Below are 14,003 nucleotides of genomic sequence, written 5' to 3' on the forward strand. Positions count from 1 at the left end.
GCGAATGATGTGGGCCCGACCGGTTCGCCGGTCGGGCCCACACCGTGTGCAGCGTCAGCGCGGGCGTTGGGGCGCGGTCGCCCGGTGGCCGTTCGTTCCGCATCCGCGTTCCTCGGCGCCCCCGACACTCACGCGTAGAGGCGAAGTCTTGGTCATGTCACCCCGCGTCTTCGTCATGTCACCCCGCAATGCGTGCAGTTGAGCATGACCGAAGGTAACGGTCTACGGTGATGACGACCACGCGTTCGAAACGCGCGCAATACGAGGGCGGCCAGGCCGCCCAGGGGGAAGCGTCGACCCGCGCCGCATGTCGCGGCGCCGTGAGGTCTGCGCCCTGAGGAAGAAATGTACCTGCACGCAAAACAAAAGATCGTCACGCTCGCGACCGCCCTGTTGCTGACCGTGGGCGCGGGCACCGCGGCGGCGGCCGGACCCGCACCGAAGCACGAGCCCGAGCCCACCTTGCTCGAGATCGCGGCCAAAGTGGCGCAGTACTCCGGCTGCGAATCCCAGCCACTGCTCGAACGGCCCGCCTGTATAAAGGAGTTCGCTCTCAAGTCCGCGAAACTGGGCCTTGGCGTCGGCGTCTTTCTTTACGTCACCCGTGACGCGATGAAGGACGAGGGCGCCTCCTTCAAGGGACTGGAGAAGGAGCTGACCGAGCTGTACAAGCTCAAGCCCCAACTCCTGCTCGACCCGGACAAGGAGCCCGATCCGGAGAAGAAAGCGAAGATCTTCGAGCAGACGCTCAAGACGCTCAAGGCCACCAAGCCGCACGTCGACAAGCTGCGCACCGACCTCGTGAAGGCGTCCCGGTTGCTCGACGCCCACACGGAGTCGGTCGAAGCGCTGGCCATGCTCGCCGTGGTGGTGGGGGACTACTACCCGGATCCCAAACCCTCCGACGACCGGCCGCCGAAGGACACCTGGGACATCGCGGGCTTCTTCAAGGACATCGGCAAGAGCCTGGACCAGATCAACGCCGGCTTCGACAAGATGAACGGCGCCCTCGATGACATGAACAGGGCCACGGCCGAGGTCAACAAGGGCCTCGACAAGGCCAACAAGGGCATCGAGAAGGCCAACCGGGGGATGGACAAGCTCAACGAGGGGATCAAGGAGGCCAACAAGGGGCTCGACGAGACCAAGAAGGCCGTCGACGGAATCGGCAAGGGCGCGTCGAAGCTCCACGAGGTACCCGAGTTCGACTTCGACTTCTCCCGCCTCGCCGACCGGATCGGTTCGAAGGACACGACTCCCGAGGAACGGGCCGCGCAGGAGCGCCGGATGTCGCTGCTGCTCAACCTGCTCCCCGGGATCGGCGACGGCAAGGGCATCCTCGAAGCCATCACCGGCACCGATCTGGCCACCGGCGAGAAGGTGAGCGGCACCGACCGGCTGCTGGGCTCGCTCGCGGTCATGCGCTGGCTCAAGTACGGCGGCAAGCTGCTTCCGGAGGACATCCGCGCAGCCCGGAAGGGCGACAAACTGCCCCCGTGCAACAGCTTCCCGGCCGGCACACGCGTCCTCATGGGAGACGGCACCACCACCCTGCCCATCGAGGAGATCACGGTCGGAGACAGTGTCCTGGCCGGCGACCCGCAGGCGGGGAGCACCGGTGCGCGCCAGGTGGAAGACACGATCTACACCCCCGAGGACGAGGACTTCACCGGCGTGAGCCTGGCCGGCGACGCCGACGACGGACCGCCCGCGCTCACCGCGACCGACCACCATCCCTTCTGGGTGGAGAACCGGGGACAGTGGACCGACGCCCGCGACCTGAACTCCGGTGACACCCTCCGCGCCCCCGACGGCACCGGCGTGCGGATCGACAAGGTCACGCACTGGAAGGAGCCGCAGGGCGCCTACAACCTGACCGTCAACGACCTGCACACCTACTATGTGCTGGCGGGCAGGACTCCCGTACTCGTCCACAACGCGTCGTGTGATTTTATCCGCGGAGAGATCCCCGACGCCGCTGCCATCGAACGCGGCTCCCTGGTCAAGATCAAGGAGAAGCAGCTCGAGAAGGCCTTGAAGAGCGTCGGCGAGGACCCGCACGGCTTCAAGGCGGACTGGGTCGGGAAGAACAACGTGTCGCGGTTCGACGCGATGCGCGACGGAGAGGGCAGGGTCGTCCTCGTGAGCAAGGATGGCAAGATCTTGGTTCCGACCAACTACAGGTACCGGCCGTGAGCGCCTTCCGGATGTACCTGCGAGTGGTCAGCGAGTCCCTGCGACCGGAGCAGATCTCCGCGCGGCTGGAGACCGGCCCCGACGAAGCGACCGCGATCGGCAGCCGCAGACGTCCCCAGTCGCCGCCGCGTGCGCACACGACCTGGATCCGGCACGCATCGGCCGGTGACGGGCCCGGACGGCCGGAGGATCTCGAACCCGTGGTCCTCGGCTGGGGCCCGCAGTTCGCCGCGGCCCTGGGGCGACTGGCCGCTTCCGAGGACGCCGATGTGTCCCTGGTGATCGTGCAGGAGCTCACCGACCCGGAGGACCCGCAGCAGAAGGGCATCTGGCTGAGCGCGACCCTGCTGGCCTGGCTCGCAAAGGCCGGAGCGTCGCTGGACATCGACCAGTACGCGTACTACGGCGACGACCAGTGACGGGCTCGCTGTTCGGAAAGCGGGGGCGACTGCCAGGAACATCCTGACACCTTGAAAGCCCGCCAGGTCGAGACCTCGGTGCGCCAGAACATCTGGCCATCGGGGTCTCTGCCGTACGGGGGCGGCGGGTTCCGTGTGCCTGACACGGTGTCCCCGTACCGGGCCCCGTCGCCCACCCCCGGAACTCCTACGCGAATAAGCCCTGTTCGCCGCGCCGTAGCAATGGCAAGTCATCGGCAAGTGCCTGCCAAGAGGGAGCAGTCACGGTGTCGTATCCGCTGTCGGTATCGAACCTGGAGCAACCGAGCGTGTCCCTCAGCAGCACCTCCCAAGACCGTCCCGGCCACGACAAGTTCGCGGCCCACCGCGCCTCCCCTCCGGAAGCCGCCTCCGGACTCCACGACGTCCTGGACGCCTACCGCACCTGCGAGTTCGTCACCCTGGGGCGGGACGGCACTCCGCTGGCCTGGCCCACCGCGGTGGCGCGTCGCGAGGACGGGACCCTGCTGGTGACCACCTGTCTCGCCTTCGCGCAGAAGGCGTTGAACGTACGGCGCGACGGCCGGGTCGCCCTGCTCTTCTCCGACCCGACGGGCAGCGGTCTCGGCCACGCCCCGCAGGTGTTCGTCAGCGGCCGCGCCGAGTGTCCCGAGACGATCATGGCGGGACCGCAGGGGGCCGAGGACTACTGGCGCAGGCTCTTCGAGCGGCAGCCGCACAGCCGGTCGTACCTGACACATCCGATGAGGCCGCTCATGTCGTGGTACTACCTGCGCCTGCTCATCACCGTCGAACCGGAACACGTCGTCTTGCGACCGCCGTCGGAAGAGCTGGTGCATCATGGAGCGCCGGTGTCCGTGGCGGGTACGCCGCCGCTGCCCGGAGCGGCGCAGCTGGGGCGCGCGCCCTCGGCCGTACTGGCCGCACGAAACGCCTCCGGGGCCCCGGTCCTGGCCCGCACCCTGCCACGGCCGACTCCGTCGGGCTATCTGGTCGAGGTGCCGGCGGACTGCCCGGTCGAGGACGGCCCGGCCGGCCTGCTGGTCCACCGGCACGACGAACGACTCAACCACATGTACAACGCTTTCGTCCGCGGCACTTTGCAACGGACCGGTGCGGGCTGGATCCTGGTGCCTTCGCGCGTGATCGAACCCATGGGCTCGGGCCGCGCGAAGGACGCCCTGCGGGTCCTTCGCCGGACGAAGCGGTCCACCGACCGCTACCTCGCACGCCGGGGGCTGACCCGCCCGAAGGTGGAGTGGGACTCGTTCCGCGCCCTGGTGCAGCCGGCACCGGTCCTGCCGGCCGCTCCGTCGCCGGTGAAGGGCTCCCCCCACCACTGACCATGGGCGTACGACCACCCCCGCGGCGTGCCGGGTCCGGGAGGCCGCTCGGCACTTCCGGGCGCGATCCCTGAAGATCATTCGTCGCCCGGGCGCCCCTTACGATGTTCTTGTCATGGTCACATTTAAGGTGCTCGGTTCGTTCCGGGTCGAGGTCGGCGGGCAGCCGTCGGACACGCGGGGCCGGCTCGCTCGCATGGTGCTGGTCCAACTGCTGCTCGCCCGGGGCGCGGTCGTGCCCACGGAACGCATCGTCGAGAGGCTGTGGCCGCATCGCGTCCCGCCGAGCGCACAGGCGTCGCTCCACGCCTACATCGCGCGTCTGCGGCGGACTCTGGAACCGGAACGGGCGCCCCGGACCCCCGCCCGGTTGCTGGTCAGCGCACCCTACGGCTACTCCCTCGCCGTGGAGCGGGACGCGGTGGACGCGTGGGCGTTCGAGGACCGGGTGGCGGCCATTTCGACGGCGGGACTGCCCGCCCACCTCGCCGCCGAACGCCTTGCCCGGGCGCTCGCCGACTGGGGCGGGCAGCCGTACGCCGAGTTCGCGGACGAGCCGTGGACCGTGGGTGAGCGCACCCGCCTGGAAGAGATACACCGCACCGCGCGCGAGCGGCTCGCCGCGGCACAGCTGCGCTGCGGTCAGGCCGCGCAGGCACTCACCGACGCACGGGCGCTGACCAGGGAGCAGCCCCTGCACGAGGAGGGATGGCGGCTGCTGTCCCTGGCGCTCTGGGCCCGCGACCGCCAGGGGGAAGCGCTGACCGTGCTACGACAGGCCCGGCGCGTCCTCGGCGAGGAACTCGGCGTCGACCCCGGCCCCGCCCTGCTGGAGCTGGAACAGGCACTGCTGCACCAGCGGCTCGACCTCCTGCACCGGGAAACCGGCGTGCCCGCCACGGCCACGGTCCACCCGGGCGCGGCCCGTGCCGCGGAGGCCGTGGGGGAGCCGGTCGCAGTCGAGGAGCACCGATCGCCGACCGGCCCGACGGTGCTGACGACGGACCTCCTCCTGGGCCGCGACGAGGAGCTGGCCCGGTTCGCCTCCGCCGCCGACCGGGCCCGAACCGGCCGGTCCCAGGTGGTCCTCGTCTCCGGCGAAGCCGGCATCGGCAAATCCAGCCTCCTGGAAGCCGCCCTCGGGCAACTGCCCGCACAGGGCTGGCTGTGCGCCTTCGGACAGTGCCCGGAGAGCGAGGGCGCCCCGCCCGGACGTGCCTGGTTCGACATGCTGCCGCGCCTCGCGGAAGCGGCCCCGCCGGGCCCGTACGCCGACGAACTCGCGCCGCTGCTGGCCCCGGGCAGCGGAAGCGACCCCGGACAGCCGGACGGCAGCCCGGCGCTGCGCTTCCGTCTCCACAAGGCGCTGCTCGGCTGGCTCCGGGACACCGCCCGGCGGCAGCCCCTGGCCGTCTTCATGGACGACCTGCACCGGGGCGACCAGGAGAGCGTGGAGCTGTTCCTGCTCTGCGCCGAACAACTGCGGGACGTCCCCCTGCTGTTGGTGGGCTCGTTCCGCACGGGCGAGGGCGATCCGACCGCGGCCCTGGCCCGGCTGGCCGTCTGCGCGCCCGTGCGGCTGGCTCTCGGCGGACTGTCGGACACCGAAGCCAAGACCTTCCTGAGGCGCGCGGCGGCCGGCATGAGCGAGCGGGCCGCCGCGGCCCTGGCCGAACGGGCCGGCGGAAACCCCTTCTACCTGCGCGAGAGTTCCCTCCTGCTGGCCGGCGAGGGCGAGGAGCGGGCACTGGCCAGCATCCCGCAGGGAGTCCAGGACGTGCTGCGGCGCCGGCTGGCCCTGCTCGCGCCGACCGCCACGGCCGGACTGCGCCTGGCGGCCGTCGCCGGACGCGAGGCACCGGTCTCTTTGCTGATCCACGCCGCGGACCACGATGCGGACCAGCTCCTCGACGCCTTGGACGCCGGTGTCACCGCGGGACTGCTCACCGAACCGAGGCCCGGCACGGTCCGCTTCACCCACGCCCTCGTACGGGACGCCCTGGAAGCCGACCTCACCCGCCTGCGGCTGGCCCGCATGCACTCCAGGCTGGGCCGGAGCCTGATCGCCATGGGCTCCCACGACGTCGCCGCCACCGCCCACCATCTCCTCCACGCCGCCACGGTGCTCACCGACGACGCCGGGCCCGCGGTCCACCACGCCCGCCTCGCGAGCGAGCAGGCCGTACGCCGTCATGCCCCGCAGAACGCCGAGACCCTCCTCGACGCGGCCCTCGGCCTGCTGGCCGCCCACCCGGCCGCGTTCACCGGAGAGGACGCCCCGCTGCTACGGGTCCGGCTGCTCGGCCAGTTGGTCGACTGCCGGATCCGGATGGGCGCCGTCGTCCCCGCACGCGAAGCCCAGCAGCAGGCCGTGCGGATCGCCCGCGCCGAAGGCCGGGACGACCTGCTGACCGCGGCCTACACGACCTGGACCGAACCCACCCCCTGGCGCGTGCGCGCGTACGCGGACTCCGACCCCGAAGCCGTCGAGGAGCTCGGCAGGCTGCTGGACACCCCGGGCCCCGACGACCGGCAGCGGTGCCTGCTCCTCGACCAGCTCGCCGACGCGCTCGACGACAGCGATCCGCGGGCCGTGGCCGTCGCACACCAGGCGGTCGCACTCGCCCGGTCCCTGGGCGAGCCCCGGCTGCGGGGTCTGACCCTCACCTCGCTGCTGCGCCGGACCGACTGCGAACTCGACTCCGCGGCCTACCTGCGGCTCCACCAGGAACTCACCGAGGTGGCCGACTCCCAGGACAGCCCCGAGTACTCCTGGATGAGCGCCTACACCGCCGCCCGCCTCGCCGCGGCGGACAACGACCCGGCGCGCATGGAGCAGTGCCTCGTACGGGCCGACGAGATCGCCCGCACCTACGAGCTCCGGGGCGCGTTCGCGGTGGCCAGGCTGCGCCGCCCCATGCTCGCCATGGCACAGGGCCGATTCGAGGAGGCCGAGCAGGAACTGGGCGCGGCGGTGGCGGAACTACGGGTCCGCGGGGCGGTGGACCTCAGCGGGCTCGCCGGGCTCGCCGTCGGGTGCATCCGGCTCCGGCAGGGCCGCCTCGCCGAGGTCCTGCCCGTGCTCCTCGCGGTGTGGGAGCAGTACCAGCCGCACAACGAAGCCCTGACGGCCCTCGCCCTGCTCGCCGCCGGCCGCCCCGAGGAGGCCAGGGAGGTCTTCGGCCGGCGCGTGCCGCTCCTGCGGGACTTCGCCTACCCGATCCTGGCCGGCCTGCGCGGAGCGGCGGCCATCGCCTTCGACGACCGCGAGGCAGCCGCCGAGGTCTACACGGACCTGCTTCCCCTCCAGGGGCTGGCGGGCGGCGCGAGCAGCCTCAGCATCGTCTACCGGCCCGTCGCCCAGACGCTCGGTGACCTCGCCCGCTTCCTGGGCCGCCCGGACCAGGCCCGGAGCCACTACCTCGACGCCCTGCGGGTGGCCGCCGCCTGGGAGTCACCCCACTGGGAGGCCGCGGCCCGAGAGGCCCTGGCCTCCCTGCCGCCGGCGCCCGGCTCCGTATAGCGACGCCACGGGCGACCGCCCGCCAGTTCGGCCATGAACTCCGCCGCCAGATCGAGGTACTCCTCGGACGAGTCCGTCGTCAGCTGCAGGTCCACCAGTACCTCGTCGGTGTCCGCCCGGCACATCGTCCTCAGGTGGTCGCAGAGCTGGCGTACGGTTCCCCGGTGGTGGGTCTCCGCCGGCGCTGCCTCGCCCCGTGTGACATGGGCGTTGACGCGAAACACCCGGCGCAGCGCATCCGGGTCACGCCCCGCCCGCTCGGCCGATGCGCGGGCCACCGCCCAGAGGCCGTCGAAGTACGGCAGCGGCATCGAGGCCGCGAGCCAGCCGTCCGCACGCCTGCCGACCCGCTCCAGGGCGACCGGGGTGAAGCCGCCCAGCAGGAGGGGCGGCCGCGGACTCTGGAGGGGTTGGGGCAGAACGGTCGACGGGGGGATCGTCCACAACGGGCCCGTGTGCGTGACCGTTCCGGACCGCCACACGGCCTCGAGGACGTCCAGCGTCTCCTCCAGCCGGGCGCCGCGCCCCTGCCACGGCACTCCGGCGGCCTCGTACTCCTCACGCATCCAGCCCAGTCCGATGCCCACGTCCAGACGTCCGCGGCTGATCAGGTCGAGAGTCGTCAGTGACCGGGCGAGCACGAGCGGAGGCTGCCACAGGGCGTTGAGGGTGCTGCTGCCCAGGCGCACCCGCCCGGTCGCCGAGGCCGCCACGCCGAGCGTGAGCAGCGGATCGAGGTGGGTGCCGTAGCGGGCCGGCATCGCCCCGCCCGGGTAACCCTCGGGCGGAGTCAGCGGCGCCAGCAGCCGGTCGGCAACCCAGAGGCTGTGACAGCCCAGCGCCTCCAGGGCAGCGCACATGCGGGCGGTGTGACCGGGGTCGGCGAAGGGGCCGAACTGGGGGACGGAGAATCCGATGCGCATCTTTCGGGGTTCCTCGATGGGTACGGGTCGGCACGGGTCGGTTCGCCCCGGACGGCGCCCCGGGCGTCCGGGGCGGCCGGACGGGGCCACGGCTCACGCGGTCGCGTGCCGGCCGCGGATCCGACGTGTCTCGCGCCGGTACTGCCGCTGCCCGAGCAGCTTCCACATCACCCGCGCGGCCAGGGGCAGGCGGGCGAGGAACTCCCGGCGCTCGTCGGGCGGGCAGTCCTCCAGGATGGCGCCCAGCGCGATCATCAGCCGGTTCCTGGGCGTCTCGGCCAGACCACGCTCACCGACCGCGTGCCAGTCCTGGTCGTTCACGTGACGCCCGACCAGCGGCATGACCTCCCGCTCCTCCTCGTCCAGGTGGGCGCACAACTGCCGGTGGTGTCGGCGCAGCGCCTCGGCCAGCTCGTCACGGTCGGCCGCCAGCGCCCGTGCCCGCCACCGGTCCATGAGCACCTGCACCTCGCACATCCCACCGGTGAGCTCGTGGTGCTGCGCCTCCATCGCCAGCACCTGCTCGGCGTCCAGATCGAGTTGGGGGAGCAGCGCCGGCCAGAGCACCTCGTCCTCGGCGGTGTGATGCGCGTGCAGCCCGACTGTGTACTCCCGCCAGTGCTCGGCGAGGATCCCCGCGCGGACGGTGTCCGACGCCGGAACGTCCTGCACGAGCTCGGCCAGCAAGCGCGACTCGCGGCGGAACACCCGGTGGATCATCGCCATCTCGCGGGTGTAGGGGTGGGCGGGGGAGTGTGAAGTGTCGCTCGTCGTCATGTCCCCAGCCTGCGGACGAGGGTTGCCACGCACTTGCATCCCACTTGCCGCACTCCCGGATTCCGCTGTCCGCTCTCGCGGTGGGCACGGGAGTACGACTATGAAGTGCTTCGCGTGACGGCGTTCAGCGCTTTCGACTGGGCGTCGACCAGCGCTGGGGATGCTCGCGCAGAGTGCCCCTCCGTCCCGGCGACACGCCGCACGCTTCCGACGGGGGCGTAGACGCTGCCTCCATCGACTGCGGCGCTGACCGGAGCACACACCGGAGCACACAGCGGAGGGGACGTACGACGTCCGGCGCTGACGCCCCCGTTGCCGACCCCTTTCGAGCCCGCTCCGCCCGTCGCCGTCTGAGCACCCCCGTCAGGCTCAGCGCTGCACGCCGTCATGCCGACGGTCATCAGAGCCATCCACGCCAAGTGCCTGCGCACGACGGACCTGCTCATGATCCTCCTTGCCGTACGGTGACGAGGAACGATATGACAGGTCCGAGGCCACGCCGTCGATGACGTGACGGATCGACTGGGAACAGCGTCGATCCGCCCATCCCTCTAGGGTGCGTTCGACGGCAGGGTGCTCAGGTCCAGTACGTCGGCCGCCGCCGGGGGCTGGACGGCCAAGCGGTCGTTGAAGCCGCTGAACTTCCTGATGGCGTGATGGCGAGGAGTGCGGTAGTCGATCCGCAGCAGGTACGGCTTGCCCTCCGCGGCTATGTAAAAGGTGTAGACGCCTCCCTCGGCCACCTCCTCTTTCACGTTCACAGAGATGACGGGCTTGTCGTCGAGCTCAGTCAGGGCGCCCAGCGTGGCCCTGCCCTTGGCGATCGACGAGAACGGCCACGCGCAGTCGACGAGGTTGTCCGCTCCCCTTGCTGCGCTCGCGGGGCTCTTCAGCCAGGGCTTGTGGCGCATCGCGGGAACCGTAGTTCGCCCCCACAACTCGAGGTACGCGTCGTTGGGGTGGATGTAGTCCGTCTCACCGATCCGGATCTGTTCCATCGTGGCGCCCTGGGACCAGGCCGCCGTCATCCTGCACCTGTGCTCAAGATCGGTCGTCACGCGGCTGGAATAGCGTCTGCCGCTGTCAGTGGAGGAGACGTCGGTGGTGAAGGTCACCGACGTGAGCGCCTTCATGGTGCGGTCGGTCTCGTTGAGTATCTGGTCGGCGGAGCGTATCTCGGCGGTGCGTGCGTGAGCGGTGTCGCCGGTGTCCGCACAGCCGACCGTGACAGCACCTACGCACAGGCACAGCGCAGCAGTACTCGCTTTCGTACCCACAGTCCCCCCTCAGGTGTCGGGCGGCGCACACAGTACTGCCAAGACGATCACTTCCGGCTCTCGATGTCCCCGGCGGGCACGCTGCCGGCGCCTGCACGGCCGCTACGAGCGAAAGCTGGAGCGCTGTCCGGCTACGCCGGTATCGCCGCCATCCTCGTCGGTCACCGGTGGCTACGACCCCCCACGCGGCTGCTGATGGGCGCCCGTGCCGCAAGCTGCCCGTCGCACCCTGAACGCATGCGAAAGGCCCGCCCCCACGGGTTGGGGGCGGGCCGCCGGCGGTAGATCTGCCCTACTGCTACGAAGGAAACAGCAGGTCGTGGTCCCGTCCGCGGTTTACCAGGCCGCGACCGCCGGGCGTCCGGGTGCGGAGGGGTATCGCCCTCCGGTGCATCCGTGATGTCGCTCGGACCCAGACCACTCAGTTTCGGATTTTGAGGGGTGGGCCGAGCCGGATCTTGGTGACGCAGCTCAGGTCCTGCTGATAGTCCGTGCTCCCTTGCCTGTAGAAGTAGCGGCAGCCGGTGAGGGCTCCCGTCACCTTGCCCGTCACACGGAGCCTGGCGGCCCAGAAGATGTCGCCGGGCTCGTGTGGTGCCACTCGTGATGGCCGGTCGGAGTAGTCGTGCAGACGAGTGAGGTCCGGGATCCCGGGCGAACCGCCGACCGGGGTGGGTCCCATGGGGTGCCCCTCTGTGTCCTCATGGCTGAACGCTCTGTACTCGATGAGCTTCAGACCATGCGGAACGCGGGTGAATTCCCCTCGGAGGAGCGTCAGCGGGCGGTTGGTCAGATTGTCCGCCGCGGGCAGGGCCACCCAGTACTCCTTGCCGACCTGCGCGTGCGGGCTCGTCACCTCCATGTCCGCTTCATCGGCCAGGGCCGTCCCGGTGCGGAAGTCGTGCGCGACGCTGCCAGGTGCGGACCGCCAGACTGCGACACCTGCGAGACTCACCGCTACGGCCGCAGCGGCCAGCGCAATTCGGCGTACGGGGCGCTTACTTCGAGTAGAAGACGCCGGCTCCGCTGGTGCCGACCTGTCCATTGCGCCCCCATACCCAGTGCTTGCCCGACTTGGTACCGGCGACGAGCCTCTGCTTGTGATTGGAGTCGTAGCCGGTCTTCGCTCCCATGGAGACGCCGTAGAAGCTGACGGCGCCGCCGAACTTCACACTCTTGCCCCTGGACTGCTGGGCGACGTCGCCGGGGTTGAGGTAGTTCCGATATGCCTTCTTGGAACGCTTGAAGGCCGAGGAACCGTCCTTGCCGGAGACATCCTTGCCCACCTTGCCGAGCGCGCCACCGGTAGGTGCCTTGTACCGCTTGGGCTCGATGGTGTACCAGGTGGATCGAACGCCGCCGAAGCAGATGTACTGGCTCTTGATCTTGACGTACTCGATCGGGACCTTGTACTGCTTGGCGTAGTGGGGCCCCCTGTTCGCGTAGCCGACGGAAATGCTGACGTTCTGGGAGAGCTCCTTCGAACCGCCGAGGTTCCAGTTTCCGTTGCTCTTCACGGCCGTCTCGATGCTGCTGCTCATCGACGACTCGTACTCGAAGGACGCCTTGGCGTCCCACCCGGCGTGCGCCTCACCGACCACGGTGTACTTGATCTTGGACGAGACGGGGACGCGGATGGTGTCACAACTTCCCGAAGCCTTGGCGTCGACGAGCGGGGAGACGGGCTCCGCGCTGACGTCCTTGCCGCTGACCAGGTACGGGTTGTAGCCGGCGGGGAGGAGACTGTTGTCGCTCTGCCACTGCGGGTCCTCACCGTCGACGACGGCGGGGTTGTCCTCGGCCTTGGCGGCGTAGGTCTGCGACTCGGTGGCGGCGGCGAAGGAGTCGGGCAGGGATCCGCTGCTGTCTGCTGTGTTCGGGATCAGCTCGACACTGTGATCGTCGTCGGGGCCGTCCACGCTGGCGTCCACAGTCGCCTGGTCGGTCATTGCGGTGAGACGGTCGAAGCCGAGCATCTTGACGCCGCTGCTGGTGGTGCCCATGGCGACGGCGGAGAGGTTGAGGATTCCACCGTTGTCGTCCTTCGCCTTCTGGACGTCGGCCGACAGAGTCTGCGGAAACGTGTAGGACCAGGTGCCGTCCGCCCCGGTGGTGGCGGTGCCGACGACGGTCTCCTTCGTCTCCCCCGTCGCGTCGATGTTGACGTCGGGAGCGGTGATGGTGACGGGCAGGCCCTGCGCCGGCTCTCCGTTGCCGACGGTGAACTTGCCGCTCACGGTACGGGACGGGGGAGCCGGGGTTTCCGACGTCTGCTGGTCGGTGAGGACGTCTCCGCTGTCGTCCGGCAGGTCGCCGAAGTAGGGGGCGACTTCCGGGTCCGGGTCGGTCAGGCAGGGACCTGCGTCGGCCATGATGTCGCCGACGATGCCCGAGCGGACGTCGTCGTCCACCGAGGTGAGCGGGCCGGTGGTGTAGGCGCGGACCTGGCCGGTGGTGTCGGGGTCGCTGCTGACCGACTGCGTGCTCAGGGCGTTCGGGCCGGGTGCCCATCCTTGGGCTGCATCGACGCCGGTGGCAACAGTGGTGGGCGTTTCCAGCCGGATGCCGGGCGGCGTGATGTTCCCGATGCCGGGGGGCAGGTTGCTGATGGTGCTCTGCTGAACCTTGCCGTCCTTGAGCCACTGCACAGCGGAGTTGATCATCCACACGTCGTCGGCGGCGGCGAGCGAGCTCGTGACGGTCGTCTTCGCGCCGTCCATGATCTTGGTGATCGTGCCGTCGCCGGTCGCCGGCGCGGACTGGTTGTAGACGTCCATGGTGCCGTCGGCGTTGATCGCCAGAATGCGGGTGCCGTTGGTCAGAATCCGCTTGGCCGAGGACAGGTCGAGGCTGTAGGTCTTGACCGCGGTGAGCAGCGAACCGCCGGTCGCGGTGGTGTCCTTGTAGGTCTTCACCTGTCCGCCGCTGGTGGCTTCGTAGATGATGCCGTTGCCGCCGCCGGTGAACACCTTGCTGGTCGCCGGCAGGCTCGCGGTGTACTGAGTGTCGAGCAGGTCGGTGTCCGCGCTCTTGGGACCCCACTCCATGTACTTGTGCAGTATCCGCTTGCCGGCGATGTTGCTGGTGGTGGCGGGTTCGAGTACGTAGGTCGGCACGGAGAAAGTCGTGCAGGTGGCATCCGCCGCGGACGCCGACTGGCCCGAAGTCAGGGCCTGCGGGGCGGCAGTCAGGCCGGCAGTGAGCACGATCGTACTCAGCACCTGAATGGCGGTGGTGGCGCCGCGCCCCGTTGACGCAGAAGACATTGGTTCCCCCCAATGTGCTGGCGAGCTGTGGTCGGTGCTCGCGTCGTCGCACATCGAATCACAACCAAAACCGCAGGTTGACCCCACAAACGGATTTTTGTGCTCCGCATGTGGGTGCGTCCTGTCCGCATTTGGAACCTGTGAATCCGATATGCGGACGCGAGCGGTTGAGCCCTGTCTGAGCTTCAGCGCATGCGACTTTGCCGGTGCTTGGCGTGGGGGAGGGGGTGTCTTGACCGGGAAGTTACCTGCGGGTAGGTCCGATTCGGAACCGCGCGG

The 14,003-nt window shown here is 69.9% G+C and carries 9 protein-coding genes; 4 read left to right on the top strand and 5 right to left on the bottom strand.

What is annotated here, in order from left to right; all coding sequences use genetic code 11:
- The first annotated feature begins 345 nt into the window (after positions 1-345).
- From N8I86_RS34500 to N8I86_RS34515, 4 genes are all read left to right on the top strand, one after another.
- Entirely contained in the window at positions 346-2,196 is a 1,851-nt protein-coding gene (locus N8I86_RS34500; protein ID WP_073890651.1) for a polymorphic toxin-type HINT domain-containing protein, read from the top strand.
- Positions 2,193-2,615, top strand: a complete 423-nt coding sequence (locus tag N8I86_RS34505; RefSeq protein WP_263279590.1) for a DUF4279 domain-containing protein — start codon at positions 2,193-2,195, stop codon at positions 2,613-2,615. The genes N8I86_RS34500 and N8I86_RS34505 overlap by 4 nt, the downstream gene beginning before the upstream one ends.
- 308 nt (positions 2,616-2,923) lie before the next feature.
- A complete protein-coding gene (locus N8I86_RS34510) occupies positions 2,924-3,958 on the top strand; it encodes a pyridoxamine 5'-phosphate oxidase family protein (protein WP_263279591.1) in 1,035 nt (344 codons plus the stop codon).
- Positions 3,959-4,073: 115 nt separating this feature from the next.
- Positions 4,074-7,481 (top strand): BTAD domain-containing putative transcriptional regulator, encoded by a 3,408-nt coding sequence (locus N8I86_RS34515; RefSeq protein WP_263279592.1) that lies wholly within the window; start codon positions 4,074-4,076, stop codon positions 7,479-7,481.
- Here the strand turns inward: N8I86_RS34515 and N8I86_RS34520 are convergent.
- The 5 genes from N8I86_RS34520 to N8I86_RS34540 form a co-directional block, all read right to left on the bottom strand.
- Positions 7,376-8,404: a TIGR03619 family F420-dependent LLM class oxidoreductase gene (locus N8I86_RS34520; RefSeq protein WP_079192385.1), complete on the bottom strand. Its 1,029-nt coding sequence runs from the start codon at positions 8,402-8,404 to the stop codon at positions 7,376-7,378. The genes N8I86_RS34515 and N8I86_RS34520 overlap by 106 nt on opposite strands.
- 93 nt (positions 8,405-8,497) lie before the next feature.
- A complete protein-coding gene (locus N8I86_RS34525; protein WP_263279593.1) occupies positions 8,498-9,181 on the bottom strand; it encodes a hemerythrin domain-containing protein in 684 nt (227 codons plus the stop codon).
- Between the two features lie 551 nt (positions 9,182-9,732).
- Positions 9,733-10,458 carry a hypothetical protein gene (locus tag N8I86_RS34530; protein ID WP_263279594.1) on the bottom strand — a complete coding sequence of 242 codons (726 nt, stop codon included), beginning with the start codon at positions 10,456-10,458 and terminating at the stop codon, positions 9,733-9,735.
- Between the two features lie 421 nt (positions 10,459-10,879).
- Positions 10,880-11,320, bottom strand: a complete 441-nt coding sequence (locus N8I86_RS34535; RefSeq protein WP_263279595.1) for a hypothetical protein — start codon at positions 11,318-11,320, stop codon at positions 10,880-10,882.
- Between the two features lie 136 nt (positions 11,321-11,456).
- Positions 11,457-13,574 (bottom strand): hypothetical protein, encoded by a 2,118-nt coding sequence (locus tag N8I86_RS34540; RefSeq protein ID WP_263279596.1) that lies wholly within the window; start codon positions 13,572-13,574, stop codon positions 11,457-11,459.
- Between the last annotated feature and the right edge of the window lie 429 nt (positions 13,575-14,003).

Origin of the sequence: Streptomyces albidicamelliae, from assembly GCF_025642175.1 — a bacterium.
In the GTDB taxonomy this organism is placed as follows: domain Bacteria; phylum Actinomycetota; class Actinomycetes; order Streptomycetales; family Streptomycetaceae; genus Streptomyces; species Streptomyces albidocamelliae.